The 18,768-nt window shown below is 69.9% G+C and carries 9 protein-coding genes; 3 read left to right on the forward strand and 6 right to left on the reverse strand.

Annotation, left to right across the window (positions count from 1 at the left end; translation table 11 throughout):
* Positions 1-50: 50 nt before the first annotated feature.
* On the reverse strand, positions 51-5,015 hold the full coding sequence (locus WME90_RS45095; protein ID WP_437278287.1) for a protein kinase domain-containing protein: 4,965 nt from the start codon (positions 5,013-5,015) through the stop codon (positions 51-53).
* A 642-nt stretch (positions 5,016-5,657) separates the two neighbouring features.
* Positions 5,658-7,487, reverse strand: a complete 1,830-nt coding sequence (ggt, locus tag WME90_RS45100; RefSeq protein WP_437278288.1) for a gamma-glutamyltransferase — start codon at positions 7,485-7,487, stop codon at positions 5,658-5,660.
* Between the two features lie 367 nt (positions 7,488-7,854).
* Between ggt and WME90_RS45105 the strand changes: the two genes are divergently transcribed.
* Entirely contained in the window at positions 7,855-10,413 is a 2,559-nt protein-coding gene (locus WME90_RS45105; protein ID WP_437278289.1) for a protein kinase domain-containing protein, read from the forward strand.
* A gap of 135 nt (positions 10,414-10,548) precedes the next feature.
* On the opposite strand, the gene WME90_RS45110 is transcribed toward WME90_RS45105, so the two are convergent.
* Positions 10,549-10,902, reverse strand: a complete 354-nt coding sequence (locus tag WME90_RS45110) for a response regulator (protein WP_437278290.1) — start codon at positions 10,900-10,902, stop codon at positions 10,549-10,551.
* 258 nt (positions 10,903-11,160) lie between these two features.
* On the opposite strand from WME90_RS45110, the gene WME90_RS45115 reads away from it, so the two are divergent.
* Positions 11,161-13,086: a fructose-1,6-bisphosphatase gene (locus WME90_RS45115; RefSeq protein WP_437278291.1), complete on the forward strand. Its 1,926-nt coding sequence runs from the start codon at positions 11,161-11,163 to the stop codon at positions 13,084-13,086.
* Positions 13,087-13,119: 33 nt separating this feature from the next.
* On the opposite strand, the gene WME90_RS45120 is transcribed toward WME90_RS45115, so the two are convergent.
* Together WME90_RS45120 and WME90_RS45125 are read right to left on the reverse strand one after the other, a co-directional pair.
* Positions 13,120-14,232 carry a hypothetical protein gene (locus WME90_RS45120; protein WP_437278292.1) on the reverse strand — a complete coding sequence of 371 codons (1,113 nt, stop codon included), beginning with the start codon at positions 14,230-14,232 and terminating at the stop codon, positions 13,120-13,122.
* 660 nt (positions 14,233-14,892) lie between these two features.
* On the reverse strand, positions 14,893-15,090 hold the full coding sequence (locus WME90_RS45125; protein ID WP_437278293.1) for a hypothetical protein: 198 nt from the start codon (positions 15,088-15,090) through the stop codon (positions 14,893-14,895).
* A gap of 327 nt (positions 15,091-15,417) precedes the next feature.
* On the opposite strand from WME90_RS45125, the gene WME90_RS45130 reads away from it, so the two are divergent.
* On the forward strand, positions 15,418-17,622 hold the full coding sequence (locus tag WME90_RS45130; RefSeq protein ID WP_437278294.1) for a glycoside hydrolase family 3 protein: 2,205 nt from the start codon (positions 15,418-15,420) through the stop codon (positions 17,620-17,622).
* A gap of 124 nt (positions 17,623-17,746) precedes the next feature.
* Here WME90_RS45130 and WME90_RS45135 read toward each other — a convergent pair whose 3' ends face one another.
* A complete protein-coding gene (locus WME90_RS45135; protein WP_437278295.1) occupies positions 17,747-18,721 on the reverse strand; it encodes an NADPH:quinone oxidoreductase family protein in 975 nt (324 codons plus the stop codon).
* Between the last annotated feature and the right edge of the window lie 47 nt (positions 18,722-18,768).

Raw genomic sequence — 18,768 nt, forward strand, 5'->3', positions numbered from 1 at the left:
CCCGTGGGCCGGGCAGCTCGGCTAGGACCTCTCGCCCAGCAGAACCCCCTTCAAGCATACAACCTGGCGGCGGTGCGCTTCATGGCATAGGCGATGCCCGCCTTGAGGTTGGCCCGCGTCTCCAGCGAGCCGAGATCCACGCCGAGGTCAACCAGGCTCTGCGCTACCGCGGGCCGGAGACCCGTGAGGATCGCCTTGCTCCCGAGCAGCCCCACCGCCTGGGCCAGGCTCATCAGCCGGCTCGCCACGCACGTGTCCACGCTCTTGACGCCCGTGACGTCGACGATCACCACCTTCGCGGAGCTCTTGGCGACGCCCTGCATCGCCGCCTCGATCATCTGAGCGGCCCGATTGTCGTCGATGCTCCCGATGATCGGCATCACCATGATCTCATCGGTGATCGGGATGAACGGCGTCGACAGCTCGAACAGGCGATCCCGCTGGGTCTGGATGATCTCCTCCTGCATCCGGACGCGCTCCTCCTGCAGGCGCTCGCGCTCGGCCAGCTCCACCTGCAGCAGGTCGTTGACGGTGCTCAGCTGCTCATTGGAGATCCGGAGCTCCTCGGTGCGCGCGGTGACCTTTTTCTCGAGCTCCTCGTACAGCTTCGCGTTCTCGATGGAGATCGCGATCTGCGACGAGAGGAGCGCCAGGAGCTCGAACCGATCTTTCGTGAAGACGCCGGTCGACAGGTTGTTCTCGAGATAGAGCACGCCGACCAGCCGACCCTGGCGCAGGACGGGCGCGCACATCACGGACTTCGGCTGCTTCTCTCGGATGTAGGGATCGGCGGAGAACCTGGCTTCACCGGCCGCGTTGTCCAGCAGGACGCTCTTCAGCGTGCGCTGTACGTAGCTCAGGATCGACAGCGGGGCCCTGCTCGACGAATCCACGGGATCGCCCTTCAGCACGTAACATTGCTTCGGCGCGACCGTCCCCTCCGCCTCGACGAAGAGCGTATCGCCGCGCATGAGGGCCAGCACGCCGGACTGCGCGCCGACGTTTTCGAGGACGATCGTCATGAGGTGCTCCAAGAGCCTCTCCAGGACGATCTCGCTCGCCAGCGCCTGCGACGCCTTGACCACGGTGAGCAGGTCGAGGACGGCGCCGTCGTGACCGGACGTCACCGTCACGGGCGCCGACTGCTCGGGCGTCCCCTCGAGGATGAGATGGGGAAACGCGGCGACGAGGCTCTTGCACTTCGCGTCGGCGCCCCAGAGCGCGTAGCCCCTGTAGGCCGTGGTCATGTAGTGCTGCGCGATCTCGCTCCGGCCCATCTTCCGGTAGAACGACGACGCCAGCTCGTAGGCCAGCGCCTCGTGCTGCATGTAGCCGTTCTTCCGCGCTCCTTCGATCGCTCGGTCGTAGAGGTCCATCGCCTCGACCGCCTCGCGCTTCACGCGCGCCAGCTCCGCGCTCACGAGATCGTGCCTGTGCTGGTTGTTCTCCGGGGCAGCGCGCGCCCAGGCCTCGAGCGCCCGCTGGTTCGCGCCGATCGTGGCGAGCGCGGCGTCTCGCTCGCTCTCCGCCATGCGATCGAGATCGGCGATGAGCGCGAGCGAGCAGAAGAAGTTGTGCTCGACGACGATGGCCATGCCCCCGACCGCGTCCTGGAACTCCTCGGCGGCGCGCAGGTAGTAACAGGCTTGCTTCGCGTGGCCGAAGGTGTAGAGCTGCATGCCCTTCGCCAGGTAGAGCGAGAACATCGATGTCCTGTTCTGTCCCAGGTACGGGATCATCGTGGTCTCGTCGAAGCTGCTCCCGACGAGCATCAGCTTCTCCTCGGAGGGCTCGCGCAGGCTCCTCACGAGCTGCTTCCAGATGCTGCACAGGTACAGCGGGTACTGGTTGTTCAGCTTCAGCGAGAGGAGGACGGAGTGCTGCATCCGCAGCTCGGTCGTCTCGAGATCCTCCCCCACGAGCAAGGAGTGGAGCGAATGATGAATCGAGGCGTGCAACGCATACTCGGTATCACCGGTATCCAGGCCGACCTGCACGGCGTGGAGCAGCGGCCCGAGCGTCTCCCGCAGCGGCCGCTTCCAGTGGTAGATGAGGGTGTGCACGGTGGCGTGGATCTTGGACTCCAGCTCGACCGCGTGGAACTGGCGCGTGAGATCGATCGCCAGCCCGCCGAGCGCGAAGGCCTCGTCGGTTTGGTTCATCAAGCACTGAACGACGCCGTAGATCAGATAGGCGAACGTGGCGAGCGGCGAGTTGCCGTGCCGCGCGCAGATGTCCACCATCGTGAACGCTATCACCGGCATCAACGCCGGCTTGGCGATGTACACGGCCGCGATGTTTGATGACATGATGCGAATCGCGGCTTGCATCCGCTCGTCCGTCATCGATGGAAGCTGCGCCAGCTGAGCTACGTCCAGGCTCGGAGGCGGCACCTCGCGCAACGGAACGTCGAGCATGGCGAGCACGCTCATCGCCAGCTCGATGGCCTCGTGCATCCGGTTCTGTGAAATGTAGAACTGGATGCGCGCCTCGTAGACCCGGATCTTCTCCAGGACGTCTTTCGCGTGGTCGATGACGATCTGCGCGCACGTCTCCGCGCGATCGAAGTTGATCGTCAGGTACTCGAGGTCGACGAGGTCGGTGTAGATCGCGAGCGCGAGCTCGTGGCTCGTCTCCCAGCAGTCGCCCGGCAGGAACGCCGCTGCGGCGCGGAGGCACTGCGCCCCGGGGCCGTAGGCGGTCGAGCGCCTGGCCTTCTGGCCGGCCCTCAGGTTGAGCTCCGCCGCCTCGTAGCGCTCTTGCCTGTCGACGATCATCTCGGCGCCCATGTTGAGGTGCATCACGATGTCGTAGATCCGCCCCTCGATCGTCGCGGGCGAGGTGGCCGCGCGGAGGTGGCGCCCGATCTCGAGGTGAATCCTCTTCTGCTCGCCCTCCGTGAGCAGCTTGTAAGCGCCCTGCTGCACGCGGTCGTGGAGGAACTTGAACGTGACGGTGCTCCGGTCCGCGTCGTCGAGGAATCGCGCGATCTTGTAGTCCTCGTCCGCCGGCACGACGAGCCCCGCGTCGAGGGCGTCCCAGAGGTCCTTGTCGGTGGCGCGCAGGTCCTTCCGATGGATGAGCGACAGGAGCCGCAGGTCGAACTGATTGCCGATGCACGCGGCGAACTTCAGGACCTGCTGCGTCGACTCGCCGAGACCCCGTATCCGGTGGATCATCAGATCGACGACGTTGTCCGCGACGTTCATGCCCTCGAGGTCGGCGAGGCTCCACCGCCAGGCGCCCGCCTCCGAGCTGAAGCGCAGGTGACCCTCGCGACAGAGGCTCTCCAGGTACTGGATAGCGAAGAACGGGTTCCCGTGCGTCTTGGCGAAGATGACGTCGGCGAGCGGGCGGGATTCGTCTCGAGACAGGCCGAGCGAATCGGAGATGAGCTCGTTCACGTGATCGCGCGCCAGCGGCTCCAGCGTGAGCGTGCTGACGCGCGCCTCGCTCTTGCGGAGCGTCCTCAGCGTCATCATGAGCGGGTGCGCGTCGTCCACCTCGTTGTCCCGGTACGACCCGATGAGCAAGAGGTGGCGGATCTCCGGGTCCTCCAGGAGGACGCTGAGGAGGTTCAGCGACCCCGTGTCGGCCCACTGGAGATCGTCGAGGAACAGCACGAGCGCCCGCGTCTTCTGCGCGATCACGCCGATGAAGTTCCGGAACGTGAGGTTGAAGCGGTTCCGTGTCTCGATCGAGCCGAGGAGCGGGACGGGCGGCTGCTTGCCGATGATGAGCTCGATCTCCGGGATCACCTCGGCGATCACCTGGCCGTTCGGAGCGACCACCATGAGGATCCGGGTCTTCCAGTCGGCAAGCTCGGTCCTGCTCTCGGTAAGGATCTGCCGGACGATCTCCCGCAGCGCCGCGATCACGGCCGCGTACGGGACGTCGCGCGTGAACTGGTCGAACTTGCCAGCGGCGAAGTAGCCGGCCTCCTTCGCGATCGGCTTGTGGATCTCGTTCACGATCGCCGACTTGCCCACGCCGGAGTAGCCGGCCACGAGGACGAGCTCCGACCGGCCGCCCTCCGCCGCGCCCGCTCCGGGGCCGCTGATGTTCCTGAAGGTCGCCATCAAGGCGCCGACCTCGCGCTGCCGGCCGTAGAGCTTCTGCGACACCTGCAGCCTCGTGGGCTTGTCCTTCCTCCCTGGCACGAAGTCCACGGCCGGCGCTCCGCGCTCCAGCATGTCGAGGCAGGCCTTCAGATCGGCCTTCAGGCCGAAGGTGCTCTGATACCGGTCCTCCGCCGTCTTCGAGAGCAGCTTCATGATGACCCGGGAGAGCGCCTCCGGGATCGCCGGCCGGATCAGGTGCGGAGGGACGGGCGTCTTCGCGATGTGATGGTGCACGAGCTCCATCGGATCCGTCGTCTCGAAGGGGAGGCGCCTCGTCGTGAGCTCATAGAGCGTGACCCCGAGCGAGTAATAGTCCGAGCGGAAGTCGATCGACCGGTTCATCCGGCCCGTCTGCTCGGGCGAGATGTATTGCAGCGTGCCCTCGCCGACCGACCAGGGATCGACGACCGTCGCGCGCTCCCCCGGCAGGAGGGAGGCGATGGAGAAGTCCGTGAGCTTCGACGTGCGCACGTCGCTGTCGACGATGATGTTGCTCGGCTTGATGTCCTTGTGGACGATGTTCCGCTCATGGATCGCCCCGAGCGTCTCCGCGAGCTGGAGGGCTATCCTGACCGCCTGCGCGAGCCCGACGCCCTGCCCATTGCCGTCGATGACCGCCCGCAGCGAGCGGCCCGCGAAGTACTCCATGACGAGCGCGGCGTAATCGAGCCGGACCTCGAGCTCGTGGACCCGGACGACGCCGTCGAGGTCGAGGTGCCGCGTGATCTCGTACTGGCGCTTGAGGATCGCGACGTTGCGGGTGCCATTGACGCCCTTGCGCGCCACCTTGATGACGCACATCTTGCCAGTGCTCTTTTTCCGGCCGAGATAGACGCTGCTGCGAGCCCCGTCGTGCAGCGTCTCGATCAACTCGTGATTCAGCAGCTCCACCATGACGGCGACCCCCTGGAGCGACCGGGCTATCGACCCAGCGCGGCGTTCAGTCGGTATCTCGGTCCGTGTCAAGAAGCAGGTCCCCGTTCCACGGCAGCTCCTCGGGGTGCTGAAATCGGCTGCATCGACAGGCGCACGCGGGGCCGGCCGAGGGAGCGAGCGTGCTCGGCTGGGCGCGTCGCCATAAGCAATCGAAACGGATGGGTTGTGTCAAGGTCGAACCGCCACGGCTCCGTGCGTGGATCGCGCGCTCCCGCCTGGCTCCGCCGCCGAGACGCCGCGCGTCAGGAGAGCGACGCGCGACTCGGTTCGAGCGCCGCTCGCGAATGCGAGGACGCCGTCGCCTCGCCGTGTGGTGTCACGGCGCTCCATGGCGCAGCGGGCCGTCGACGGCGACGCGCGTCACGCGATGACACCATCGCGAGGAGAGGCGCCTCGTGCATTGGGCACACGCCCGTGCCGGGAATGGCCAAGGTGCGCCAACTAGAAAGGGATTCCCTTAGGGCAACACCTGATGCACGCGGCGAATTTGCCTGTCGATAAGCCTATTGGAATGAGGCGCCAGAGAGGTAAGGGGACACCTGATCAATCGACCGTCGCAGGGACGTCCCGACGACGTGGGGAGCGGCGGCCCCGTCGACGCTACTTTCCCGCCGCCGCCTCGGAGCCGGGCCGCCGAGGCTCCCGCGCGCCAGCGAATCCGGCGCCCTCGCGGCCGATCGACGGCGCGTCGGCGATGTGCTCGCGCTCGTCGAGGGTGTGGCCCATCGCGCCGAGCGCGCTCCGGAGCTCATCGGGGAAGCCGCCCTGCTCGACGATCAGCTTGTCGGGGTAGTCCTGCTGGTGGAAGCGCGGCGCGTTGACACCCGTGGTCACGTCAAAGCCGAAGTCGACGACGTTCGAGAAGATCTGGAACACCGCCGTCAGGATCGTCGGGCCGCCCGCGGCGCCGAGCACGAGCTCCACGCGCCCGTCCTTCGCCGTCACGATCGTGGGCGACATCGACGAGAGCATGCGCTTGCCGGGCGCGATGGAGTTGGCCTCCCCCTGCACGAGACCGAACTGGTTCGGGGTGCCGGGCACGGCCGCGAAGTCGTCCATTTCGTTGTTGAGCACGAAGCCGGCGCCGGTCACCGTCACCCCCGAGCCGTACCAGCCGTTCAGCGTCGTGGTCAGCGCGACGGCGTTGCCCTGCGCGTCGACCACCGAGAAGTGCGTCGTGTGCGGGCCGCGCCCGCCCGAGTCCTTGACGGCCGCGCCGCGGGCGAGCTCGTCGGTCGGCGTCGCGCGGTCCGCCGCAATGGTGGCGCGCTGCTTGTCGGCCCACGCGACCGAGAGCAGCTCCTCGACCGGGTTCTTCACGAAATCGGGATCGCCGAGGACCTCGTTGCGCGCGAGGAAGGTCCGCCGCATCGCCTCGGCGACCACGTGCACGTGCGACGGCGAGTGCCAGCCGAGCTTGGCGACGTCGAGCCCCTCCAGCTGGTGCGCGATCATCGCGAGGGCGAGGCCCCCCGACGACGGGAGCGGCATGGAGGCGACGCGGCGCCCGCGGTACTCGAACACGATGGGCTCGCGCCACTTCGCCTTGTAGCCCTTGAGGTCCGCGGCCGTGATGAGGCCCTTGCCCCGCCGCATCTCGGCCACGAAGAGCTCCGCGGTCTTGCCCTCGTAAAAGCCCGCGGGGCCCTTCTCCGCGATGCGCTCGAGCGTCGCCGCGAGCTCGGGCGATTTCCACGTCGCGCCGATCTCGATGGGCGCGCCGCCCGGAAGGAACAGCGCGGTCGAGGCCGGGAAGCGCTTGAGCTTGCCCGACGCGGCCTTGACCGTCGTCGCGAAGTTCTCGTCGACCGAGAAGCCCTCCCTGGCGAGCCGGATCGCGGGCGCGACGAGCTCGGCCCAGGTCTTCTTCTTGGAGCCGAGCTTGTCGTACGCCTCCCAGAGCCCTGCCACGCTGCCGGGCACGCCGACCGCGAGGTGGCCGACGCGCGCGCTCTCCGTGGGCTTGCCGTCCTTGCCCCGGTACATGTCGTGGGTCGCCTTGCCCGGCGCGGTCTCGCGGAAGTCGAGCGCGTGCTCCTTGTCGCCGACGCGCGCGACCAGGAACCCGCCGCCGCCGAGGTTGCCGGCCGTCGGGTGCACCACCGCGAGCGCGAACGCCGTCGCGACCGCCGCGTCGACGGCGTTGCCGCCCGAGGCGAGGACCTCCGCGCCCACCTTCGTGGCGAGGGCGGCGTCGCTCGTGACCATCGAGGGGCCCCGCACCGGCGGCGCGCCCTCGGGGAAGGGCCACCCGGCGGGGAACCGCGACGCCGGCGTGGCCGGCGCGGCCGGCGCGGGCGCAGGCGCCGGGGCGGTGGCGGCGTTCGGCGACGGGGGCGGGGGCGGCGCGGGCGGCGGAGGCGGGACGGCGGCCTCGCAGCCCGCGAGGAGGACGACGGCGAGCAATCGATGCCAGGCGCGGAGCTTCATCGCGGCGGCTTATAGCCCAGCCCCCGCGCCGCTCGAAGGCCGGAGGCGCAGCCGCGCGAGCGCGGCCGGCGACCCCTCGTCAAACGGAGAGCGTCTGGGGAAGGGAGCTCGGCGCCGCGGAGCGCGATCCCTCGGGGAACCTGGCCGGATCTCGCCGCGCGCCTGCGCGGCGATCCGTCACAGCTGTTCGGGCTTCTGCTGATCAGCTGTACCGCTGTCTGGCGAGCGGGAGAGCGACGCGCCGTACAGGGCGCGTGGAGCATGGCCTCTTACCGAGGCGCCCGGGGACGCCTCCTGGCGCCGCGAAGTGAGCGGTGTTGGTCGTTGGCTTGGGGGCTTCGCCGCGCTTGGGTATGATCGGCCCCGGATGTTTCCGACGGAGCCCGCTCCCGAGACGATTGGGGCCTACAAGATCCTCCGGCGCCTGTCCGGTTCTGGGCCCACCAGCGTCTATCTCGGGCGACTGGATGGCCCGCTCGGGTTTCGCCGCGTCTGCGTGCTGAAGCTCGTCCCGAATACCGCCGAGGGCGATCCTCGCTTCGCCGACGAGCTCGCGCGCGAGGCGTCGATCTGCGCGACGATGAACCACACGGCCATCGTGCGGATGTTCGACTTCTTCGAGCACGCGGGCCGGCTCGTGCTCGTGCTCGAGCACGTCGAGGGCGTGAACCTCAATCGGCTGCTCCAGCACCTCGCGACGCGGCAGCAGAAGCTCGCCGACGCGGCGGTCTACTACCTGGTCCACTGCATCGCCGGCGCGCTCGCGCACGCGCACGGGGCCGTCGACGAGCACGGCGGCCCCACGCCGATCATCCATCGCAACCTCCACCCGGAGAACATCGTGATCGGGTGGGACGGGCAGGTGCGCCTCACGGGCTTCGGGATCGGCAAGATCCTCGGGCGCACGCCGGATACGATCGCGGGCGTGGTCAAGGGCGCGCCGGGCTACATGGCGCCCGAGCAAGCGCGCGCCGAGCGCGTCACGGTGAAGGCCGATATCTACGGCGTGGGGCTGCTGCTCTGGTCGTTGCTCACGGGGCGGCGGCCGCCGACGGACGGCACGCGACCGCAGGCGATCGCCACGATCCGCCCGGAGATCCCGCGCCCGATCATGGCGCTGCTCGACGTGGCCCTCGCGCCGGCGCCGGACGATCGGAAGACGACCACGCACGAGATCGAGCAGGCGCTCGCGAAGGTCGCTCGTCCGGAGAAGGGCAAGGCCGAGCTCGTGACGCGCGTGCAGTCCGCGCACGCGACGATCGAGATCGAGGACGCGGATCCCGAGGAGGATCGGCGGCCGACGATTCCGGTCAAGGGCAAGGGAGGTCAGACCGCGAGGCCCGCGGCGGAGGTCGCGAAGCGGCTCGCGAAGGATCTCTTTGCCAGGGATCAGGCGGCGAAGGACGGCGGCGCCGCGAGGCCGCGGCCCCCCGGCGCGCAGGCGAAGACCGCGCCTCCCTCGGCCGCGGCGTCCGAGGCGCTGGCGGGGTCTGCTCGGCAGGAAGGGAAGGCGACGATCGGCGCGCCGGCCCCCGAGCCGATCACGATCCCGGTGCCGGCGAACCAGGCGTTGCCCGTGGGGAGGGGCGAGGGCGCGAAGGGCGTCGAGGGACGGAGGCCCGCGCTGCCGGATCGCGAGACGTTCGGCCGTCTGTTCGAGGCGTCGAAGCGCGCGGCGGAGCGCGACGCGGCGACGGCGGACGACGGGCCTCTGGAGGGCGGGCGGACGACGTTGACCGACGTCGATCCGGTGTTCGAGGAGGACAGCGCGACGAGCCCTGGCACAGGCGCCGATTCCGCCCGCTTCGCCCCGACCACGTCGATGATCCCGGAGGCGATCCGGTTCGGTCCGCCGCCGGCCCTTCCGGCGGATCTCACACCGCCGTTCCTCGGTTCGCCGCCGAAGCCGCCTTCCGGCTCGCCGGTGACCCCGTCTGGCGTGACCGTGCCGATGGGCGCGTCGGGCCTGACGCCGCCCGGGATGACGGTGCCACTGGATGGGTCTCCGGGGCCGGGGCCGGGGGCGGGCCTGATGCCGCCCAGGGGCTCGCCGTATCCGGGGCCGAACGCGGCGGGCCGCGGCGGCTCACCGGTGGACTCGTCGCCGCCGGCGGGCGCGTCGTCGCGGCGCCCGCGGTCGCCTGGCCTGCCATGGCAAGTGCCGCGTTCGCTATCGCCGGTCGGGACGATCGCTGTGTCGGCGATCACGGCGACGGTGGTGGCGGCGCTCTGGATCTACGTGGCGCGGCGGGAGCGGCCCGAGCCGGACGCCGCTGCGGCGGTGGAGCTTTCGCCCCCGATCGTCGAGCCCATCGCCGCGGCGTCTGCGGCGAGCGCCGCGTCGTCCTCCGTGAAGCGAGCGCCGGCCGGGAAGGCGCAGGCGGCGAAGACGCTCTCCGCGAAGGAGGCCGCGGCGGCGAAGGAGGCCGCTGCGAAGGAGGCCGCTGCGGCGAAGGAGGCCGCTGCGAAGGAGGCCGCGGCGGCGAAGGAGGCCGCGGCGAAGGAAGCCGCGGCGGCGAAGGAGGCCGCTGCGAAGGAAGCCGCTGCGGCGAAGGAGGCCGCTGCGAAGGAAGCCGCGGCGGCGAAGGAGGCCGCTGCGAAGGAGGCCGCGGCGGCGAAGGAGGCGGCGAGCCAGGCGCGGCAGGGCGGCAATCCCGCGTCGCTGCCCAAGGATAAGGGCCTGCTCACGGTAGGGTTTCCACAGCCGGGGGGCGTCTATATGACAGGCAAGTACGCGGGGGATGTGAACGAGGCGCTTGCCGTGCGCTGCGGCCGCTTCTTCGTGCGCGTCGGCCGGCCCGGGACGACGAAGTTCCCCGAGTGGCTCAGCGCGGGTGTGACGGCGCAGGTGCCCTGCCAGGGGGCCACGAGCATCGATATCAAGCCGACCGCCCCGCCAAAGGCGAAGGCGAAGAAGAAGCGATAGGCCCCGGCGGCCAGCGCCCTGCGCGGCGATGCCTCGGCCGTCGCGCGGAGACGCCTGACCCGGCGGGGGCAAGGGGTGGAATCGGGACCGCGGGGTCTGGGGCAGGACGGCGCGCCGTTCAGGCGGGCGCGCCGGTCAGGCCGCGTCGATCGTCCTGAGCAGCGTGTCGAGCTCGAACGGCTTGCTGAGCACCTCGCGCGCGTGTGTTGGCATCGGCTGCTTGATGTTCGACGCCGCGGTCATGATGACGACGGGGATCTCCTCCAGCGCGGGGACCGCGCAGAGCTCGTCGCACACCTTCCAGCCGTTCATCTTGGGCATCATCAGGTCGAGCAAGATGACCCCGGGCCGCTCGCCGTCGAGGAGGCGCTCGAGCGCCTCTCGCCCGCTGAAGAAAGGCGTCGCCTCATAGCCGAGGTCGCGAAGCGTCTCGGCCAGGGTCGTCGCCAGATCCACGTCGTCATCGATGATCAGAACAGACTTGCTCATGTAGGAAGATGGCGTTTGCGGGTGAATGTAGTGCCGGCGTCGAGGCCGCTTGGCGCGGAGATACGGCCTCGCCCCCCGACAATTGCATGGGCTCCCATGGCATTTGCTAGTAGGAAGGCGCGCGGCCGCAAGGGGAAACGCGGCAGAGCCAGGTGCGCTCGTCCCCCAGCGCGCCTGCCCGGCTGCTCCAGCGCGGCGCGGCGGCGGCGTGCGCTCGTCGGGTACGTCGACCGCGGCGTTGCTCTATGCTGTGGCGCCATGCTCGACACACGGGAGCTGCCGCTCCTACGCGCCCTCGCGGGCCGGTATCCGACGACCGAGGCCGCGCTCTCGGAGATCGGCCATCTGCGGGCGATCCTGTCGCTCCCGAAGGGGACGGTGCACGTGGTCAGCGACGTCCACGGCGAGCACAGGAAGCTGAAGCACATCATCAACAACGCCTCGGGGAGCCTGCGGCCGCTCATCGAGCGGGTCTTCGGCGACCGGCTCACGGCGGCCGAGAAGCGCGCGCTGCTCTCGATCGTCTACTACCCTCGCGAGAGCTATGCCCGCGTCGCGTCCGGCGGCGAGGCGGAGCGGCGGGCCTTCCTGCTCTGGACGCTCGCGCGCGAGGTCGAGGTCATCCGCGAGCTGTCGCTGCGCTACACGCTCCGCCAGGTGGAGGCGGCGTTCCCGGACGACATGCGGGGCCTGCTCCGCGAGCTCGTGTCGGCGCGCGCCGCCCTCGGCGAGGGCGGCTACCTCGACGCGCTCATCGACCCGTTCGTGCAGCACGGCCGCGAGATCGAGATCCTGCGCGCCACGGCGCGCGCCATCCGGAACCTGACGGTCTTCGAGCTCGTGGTCGCGGGCGATCTCGGGGATCGCGGTCCCCGGCTGGACAAGGTGATCGAGTACCTGATGCGCCAGCCGCGCGTGCGGGTCGTCTGGGGCAACCACGACGTGAGCTGGATGGGCGCGAGCCTCGGCCAGGAGGCGCTCATCGCCACCGTGGTCCGCCTCTCGCTCCGGTACGGGCGCCTGTCGCAGCTGGAAGAGGGCTTTGGCATCTCGGTGGCGCCGCTCGATCGGCTCGCGCGCACGGCCTACGCGGACGATCCGGCGGAGCGCTTCGCGGTCCGGGGCGAGGGGCTGCGCGACGCCCTGCTGATGGCGCGGATGCAGAAGGCCGTGGCCGTCCTCCAGTTCAAGCTGGAGGGGCAGCTCTGCCGGCGCCGCCCGGAGTACGCGCTCGATCACCGCTGCCTCCTCCATCACATCGACCCGCGCGCGGGCACGGTCGCGATCGACGGCAAGGTGCTTCCGCTCCTCGACGCGCGCTTCCCGACGCTCGACCCCGGCGACCCGTACGCGCTGACGCCGGACGAGGCGGCGTGCATCGCCCTTTTGAAGGAGTCTTTCCTGAGGAGCCCGGCGCTGTCCCGCCAGATGCGCTGGATGGTGCAGCAGGGGACGACGTGGCTCCGGCGCGATCGGGCGCTCGTCTTCCACGGCTGTGTCCCGGTGGACGGCGAGGGCGAGTTTTTGCCCTTCGTGGTCGACGGCGAGCCTCGCCGCGGCAGGGCGCTGTTCGACGCGCTGGAGCGGAAGGTGCGCCGGGCTTTCCGGGCAAGCGCGCAGGAGGACGTCGACATGCTCTGGTACCTCTGGACGGGGCCGCTCTCGCCCATGTTCGGCAAGGACCGGATGACGACGTTCGAGTCGTATTTCGTGGCCGACGAGGCGGCGCACCGGGAGACGAAGAACCCGTATTTCCACCTGATCCACGACGCTGCCTTCTGCGGCCGCGTGTGCCGCGAGTTCGGCGTGGACGAGGAGCGCGGGCTCATCGTGAACGGGCACGTGCCGGTCAGGGTCGAGCGGGGCGAGTCGCCGATCAAGGCGTCGCGCCGCGCGGTGACGATCGACGGGGCGTTCTCGGAGGCGTATGGCGACAAGGGGTACACGCTCGTGCTCGAGGCGAGCGGCGCGCGGCTCGCGCAGCACCACCATTTCACGTCGGTCGAGCAGGCCGTCGAGGCGGGGGAGGACATCATCCCCGTGATCTCGGACGTGGAGGTCTACGAGGCCGAGCGCCGGGTGGGAGACACCGAGAAGGGCGAGGAGGTCGAGCGGGAGATCGAGATCCTGGAGCGGCTCATCGAGGCGTATCGAGACGGCGCGCTCCTGGAGCAGCCGAGGTGAGGTGAGGCGCGGCGGCGGCCGCGCCCGGCCTCGTCACTCCTCCTGGCCGTCCGCGATCCAGTTGATGATCGTCTGCTGCTCTTCGGCCGTCAGGCAGCTCGGTTTTTCGGCGTCCGCCACCGGGTCGCCGGAGCACCCTTTGCCGCGCGGCATGCGGTTGGCGTCGGTGGCATCGTGGATGCGGAGGATGATGCACGCCCCCTGCGATATCCTGGGTTCCCCCTCGCCCGCCACGTCGCACGTGGCCGAGTTCGAGGGGAGTTGCGAGGACTCGTAGGTGATCGCGAAGCCGCTGGCCGGCGGGGGATCCGTGCGGGTGTGGCAGGGCGAGCACTTCGCTTGCAGGATGGGCTCCACGTCAGCCCATCGCGTGACGGCGTCGCCCGCGCCGCCTTCACCCCCGGCGCCGCCCGAGCCGCCGGCGCCGACCGCGACGGCGGAGGACTCGCCGCCCGCGCCGCCCGAGCCGACAGCGCTGACGGCAATGGTGGAGGACTCGCCGCCCGCGCCGCCGGCGCCGACCGCGACGGCGGAGGACTCGCCGCCCGCGCCGCCCGAGCCGACAGCGCTGACGGCAATGGTGGAGGACTCGCCGCCCGAGCCGCCGGCGCCGACCGCGACGGCGGAGGACTCGCCGCCCGCGCCGCCCGAGCCGACAGCGCTGACGGCAATGGTGGAGGACTCGCCGCCCGAGCCGCCGGCGCCGACCGCGGCGGTGGAGGACTCGCCGCCCGAGCCAGCTGTGACGCTGGTGGTGGCGGCGGTGGAGGACTCGCCGCCCGAGCCGCCGGAGCCAGCAGTGGCGCTGGTGGTGGCGGCGGTGGAGGACTCGCCGCCCGCGCCGCCGGCGCCGACCGCGGCGGTGGAGGGCTCGCCGCCCGAGCCGCCCACGCCGGTAGAGGGCTCGCCGCCCGAGCCGCCCACGCCGGTGGAAGGCTCGGCGCCCCCGCCGCCCTCGCCACCTCCGCCGGTAGCGGCAGCGCCGCCCTCGCCACCGGTGCCGGCCGTGGAGCTGCTGCCAGCTCCTGTGCCGGAGCTGGCGCTGGTGGTGCTGCCGCCGGCCTCACCACCCGTGCCGCCTGTGCCCGTGCCCGAGTCGTCGTCGCCGCAGGCGGCGAGCGCGAGGAGCAGCGTGCCGGCGGTCATGAAAAGACGGAGCGAAGTACGCGGAATAGAGACCATGTGCGGAGAATAGTCGCGTACAGTATCGCGGGTAAATGCTGCTGTACCGAAGGCAATGATTTATCATTGCTCCCTCGACGGATTCTGCTTCCGCTGAATCACGGCGGCAGGCGCTCGGGGTCGTCCGGCGGCTCGCGCTACGGCTCTGCCCGCAGGCCTGATGGGCCGTGCTGGTTGCCCCGCCCGGTCGCGATCGCATTGCGATTGCGCGATCGCGTGACGACCGATTTGCCGACCGGGAGAACGCGCGCGGCGTGGTACCCCGGTTTCACCGTATCCCCGAGACGCCACGATGCATGATTTGTGTTCACCGCCCTGTTCTCGATCGATCGTTGAGCGCCGATTGCCGGAGCCACCGACGGGACGCCGGTCCGCGTCAGCTGGAGTGCCGATCACGTTGAAGTCCCGAGGCAATCAACAGAAGGGAAGAGAAACCGCAAGGGCGCGAGGGGCGCAAGGGAAGGCAAGAAAATATCTCGTCTCTGGTCCCTTGCGCCCCTTGCGCCCTTGCGGTTTCTCTTCTTCCCGCATTCCTTGCCCTTGGAGTTTGCTCCCTGTCAGATCGGTCATGTCTCGCAACCTATTGAATTCAGACGACTTTTAACCCGTTCTGATGCTCTGGCATCAGCGCATCTCGTCGTTGTTCGGGCAGAAGCTCTCCTCCGTGTCTTCCCCTTGTGCTTTTTCGATCATCGGATCGACGTTGCTGTTGTGCTCGACCCCGGTGATCCCGCATCCATGGCGGGGCGCGCCGCGTCCCCGCACGCGGGTTGTGGCGTTATGCCACGGGTGAATTACCGCGCCGCGCCATCGGGTTTGCATATTGCGCCCCGACTCGGACTATGGTTAGCCGGTGGAGGCTCAGGACGCGCCGTGTCATCCGGCGTGCCACGTGGCCGCGATGGAGGACTGCTCGTGCTCAGGGCGATGACGCGGAGGCGACGAGCGGCCATCGAACCCGCGTTCGCGGCGTGAGGGGGGCTTGCGTGCGGGTGGAGTCATGGATTAGAACGTTCCCTCTCTGTCTTATGTTGTCTTACCCCCGAGCACGAGGCCTGCTATCGGCCGTCCCGCTCGACGCCTTGCTTGACGCTCACGGTTCACCTTAGAGCCCATCCTTTATCTCATTGACAAAAGAGGGGAGCACCCATGCGCCTCACACGGTATGCAACATGGATCATGGCGGCCGCTGTCGTTCTCGCGCCCGCCGCCTGCGGCGACGATTCGTCTGAGACCGCGACCAGCTCCGGAGCCAGCTCCGGCGCCGGCGCTGCGTCCGGCGCTGGCGCGGGCTCCGGCTCCGGCGCTGGTGCCAGCTCCGGCAGCAGCTCGGGGACGGGGGGCGGCGGCACCGGCGGCAGCGACAGCACCGGCGGCAGCGACAGCACCGGCGGCGGCGGCAGCGGCAGCGGCGCCGGGGACAGCAGCGGCCTCTTGCCCTGCGACAACGGCTGGCCCGAGGTGCGGAGCGCGATCGCGCAGGATCCGGCGATCGAGGCGGCCATCGCCGAGCTGCTCGGCAAGATGACCCTGGAGGAGAAGGTCGGCCAGATGGTGCAGGCCGAGATCCAGAAGATCACGCCGGCCGAGGTGAAGCAGTACAACATCGGCTCCGTGCTGAACGGCGGCGGCTCCTGGCCCGGGAAGAACAAGAACGCGACAGCGGCGGACTGGGTGAAGCTCGCCGACGAGTTCTACAACGCCTCGGTGGACACCAGCGGTGGCCGCGCGGGCATCCCGATCATCTGGGGAATCGACGCGGTGCACGGGAACAACAATGTCCGCGGCGCCACGCTCTTCCCGCACAACATCGGCCTCGGCGCGGCCCACGACCCCGATCTGCTCGAGCGCATCGGCGCCGCGACCGCGAAGGAGGTCCTGGCGACCGGGCTCGACTGGACCTTCGCCCCGACGCTCGCGACCGTGCGCGACGACCGCTGGGGCCGCACGTATGAGGGCTACTCCGAGGATCCCGAGATCGTGAACGCCTATGCGGGCCGGATCGTGCAAGGCATCCAGGGCGCCGCGAACAGCCCTGATCTGCTCGGCGCGATGCACGTCATCGCGACCGCCAAGCACTTCCTGGGCGACGGCGGAACGGACAAGGGCGATGATCAAGGGAACAACCTCGCCAGCGACACCGAGCTGTGCGAGATCCACGCCCAGGGCTACCTGTCTGCCATTCCGGCGGGCGCGCAGACGGTCATGGCGTCGTACAACAGCGTCCGTGGCGAGAAGATGCACGGAAAGCGCGATCTGTTGACCGGGGTGCTGAAGGAAAAGTTCCACTTCGACGGGTTCGTCATCGGCGACTGGAACGGTCATGGGCAGGTGCAGGGCTGCACGAACTCCTCGTGCGCCGCCTCGATCAACGCCGGTGTGGACATGATCATGGTCCCGGACGACTGGAAGGCGTTCTACGAGAACACCCTCAGCCAGGCGAAGGGGGGCCAGATCTCGATGGCGCGGGTCAACGACGCCGTGACGAGGATCTTGCGGGTCAAGATGCGGGCGGGGCTCCTCGGCCCGAAGAAGACCAAGCAAGCGCCGTCGAAGCGGATGTTCGCGGGCGATCAGTCGGTGCTCGGGCTGGCGGCGCACCGGGCCCTCGCGCGCGAGGCGGTCAGCAAGTCGCTCGTTCTGCTGAAGAACGCCGGTGGGGTGCTGCCCCTCGCCCCGTCCGCCAAGGTGCTCGTCGCGGGCAAGTCCGCGGACAGCATCCCGAACCAGTGCGGCGGCTGGTCGCGGAGGTGGCAGGGCGACGAGGTCACGAACGCCGACTTCCCGGGCGCGACGTCGATCTTCGCGGGGATCCAGGAGGCGGTGAAGGCCGGCGGCGGTCAGGCGATGCTGAGCGCCAACGGCGCCGGCGCCAATTCGGGGAGCTTCGATGCGGCGATCGTGGTGATCGGCGAGACGCCTTATGCCGAGATGTACGGCGACATCCAGCTCGCGACGGACGACACCCCGCACGCGAAGACGCTGGAGCACGCAATCTTCCACCCCGAGGATCTGCAGGTCCTCCAGAGCATCCGCACGGCCGCGCCGGATCTGCCGATCGTGACGGTGTTTCTGTCGGGCCGTCCGCTCTACGTCAACAAGGAGCTGAACCGCTCGGACGCCTTCGTGGCGGCGTGGCTCCCGGGCTCGGAGGGCGGCGGCGTCGCTGACGTGCTGTTCGGCAAGCAGAAGTTCCAGGGCAAGCTCACGTTCTCCTGGCCTGCGACCGATTGCCAGCGGATCAACCGCGGGCAAGACGGCGCGCTGTTCCCCTACGGCTTCGGCCTGACAACGGACGACAAGGACACGCTCGCGGCGCTCCCGGAAGCGTCCACGGCCGCCGGCTGCAACTGACTCCCTCCTCCGCGCGGACGCCGCTCTCCCGAGCGGCGGCGGCGTCCGCGCGATAGGCCGATAGGCCCACCTCGCCGCGCGGCGGGCCGGGTCTTCGCTGTCAGCGCGTCAGCGCGCCGCCGCCTCACGCGGTCGTGAGCACCACCTTGCCCGTGGTCGCGCGGGAGGCGACCGCCGTCATGGCCGCCTTCGCCTCCGGCATCGGCCGCGCAGCGGAGATGAGCGGCTTGACCGCGCCCTGGCCATAGAGCGCGTAGAGCTCGTCTTGCGCCCTCCGCGTGAGGTCGGGCCGGGCGCGGCTGTAGGTGCCCCAGTAGAGGCCGATGACAGAATAGTTCTTCACGAGCAGGTGGTTCGCGCGCGCCGCGGGGAATTGGCCGGAGGCGAAGCCGATCACCACGATGCGGCCCTCGAAGGCGACGCATTTCGTCGACTTGTCGAAGACGTCGCCGCCGACGGGGTCGAAGACGATATCGGCCCCTCGGCCCGCGGTCCGCTCCTTCACGACGGCGACGAAGTCCTCTCGCCCGTAGTCGATCGCGACGTCCGCCCCGAGGGCGCGGCAGACCGCCGTCTTCTCCTCGCCGCCGGCGGTCGCGATGACGGTCGCGCCGGCCGCCTTGGCGAGCTGGATCGCCGCGCTGCCGACGCCGCCCGCGCCGGCGTGCACGAGGACCGTGTCGCCCGGCTGGACGCCCGCGCGCCGGTGCAGCGCGAAATAGCCCGTCTGGTACGTGATGGTCAGCGCCGCCGCGTCCTCGAACGGCATCGCGTCGGGGAGCGCGTAGGTGGTGCGCGGCCCGGCGATCGCGCGCGTCGCGTACCCCCCCGAGCCGGGGAGCGTCGCGGCCACGCGGGTGCCCGGCGGGAGCGACGGCTCGCGGCTCTCGACGACGACGCCGGCGACCTCGAAGCCGGGGATGAACGGCGGAGTCGGCTTGACCTGGTGCGCGCCTGCCGTGAAGAGCACGTCGGGGAAGTTGATCGCGGCGGCGGCCACCTCGATCCGGACCTCTCCCTCGGCGAGCGGAGGGTCGTCCACCTCTTCCCAGACAAGGATCTCGGGGGGACCGAAGGAGTGTCCGCGCCAGGCGTGCATGGCCGCGGACCTTAGCAGAAAGGCCGGGCGATCCCGGCAGAAGCCGC

Origin of the sequence: Sorangium sp. So ce375 (genome assembly GCF_051473855.1) — a bacterium.
Classification (GTDB): domain Bacteria; phylum Myxococcota_A; class Polyangia; order Polyangiales; family Polyangiaceae; genus Sorangium.

What these genes read in the sequence shown, in the direction of transcription:
- WME90_RS45095 (WP_437278287.1), bottom strand. Translation starts at nt 5,015, where the DNA reads ATGGTGGAGCTGCTGAATCACGAGTTGATCGAGACGCTGCACGACGGG.
- WME90_RS45130 (WP_437278294.1), top strand. Translation starts at nt 15,418, where the DNA reads ATGCGCCTCACACGGTATGCAACATGGATCATGGCGGCCGCTGTCGTT.
- WME90_RS45125 (WP_437278293.1), bottom strand. Translation starts at nt 15,090, where the DNA reads ATGCAAACCCGATGGCGCGGCGCGGTAATTCACCCGTGGCATAACGCC.
- WME90_RS45115 (WP_437278291.1), top strand. Translation starts at nt 11,161, where the DNA reads ATGCTCGACACACGGGAGCTGCCGCTCCTACGCGCCCTCGCGGGCCGG.
- WME90_RS45105 (WP_437278289.1), top strand. Translation starts at nt 7,855, where the DNA reads ATGTTTCCGACGGAGCCCGCTCCCGAGACGATTGGGGCCTACAAGATC.
- WME90_RS45110 (WP_437278290.1), bottom strand. Translation starts at nt 10,902, where the DNA reads ATGAGCAAGTCTGTTCTGATCATCGATGACGACGTGGATCTGGCGACG.
- WME90_RS45135 (WP_437278295.1), bottom strand. Translation starts at nt 18,721, where the DNA reads ATGCACGCCTGGCGCGGACACTCCTTCGGTCCCCCCGAGATCCTTGTC.
- ggt (WP_437278288.1), bottom strand. Translation starts at nt 7,487, where the DNA reads ATGAAGCTCCGCGCCTGGCATCGATTGCTCGCCGTCGTCCTCCTCGCG.
- WME90_RS45120 (WP_437278292.1), bottom strand. Translation starts at nt 14,232, where the DNA reads ATGACCGCCGGCACGCTGCTCCTCGCGCTCGCCGCCTGCGGCGACGAC.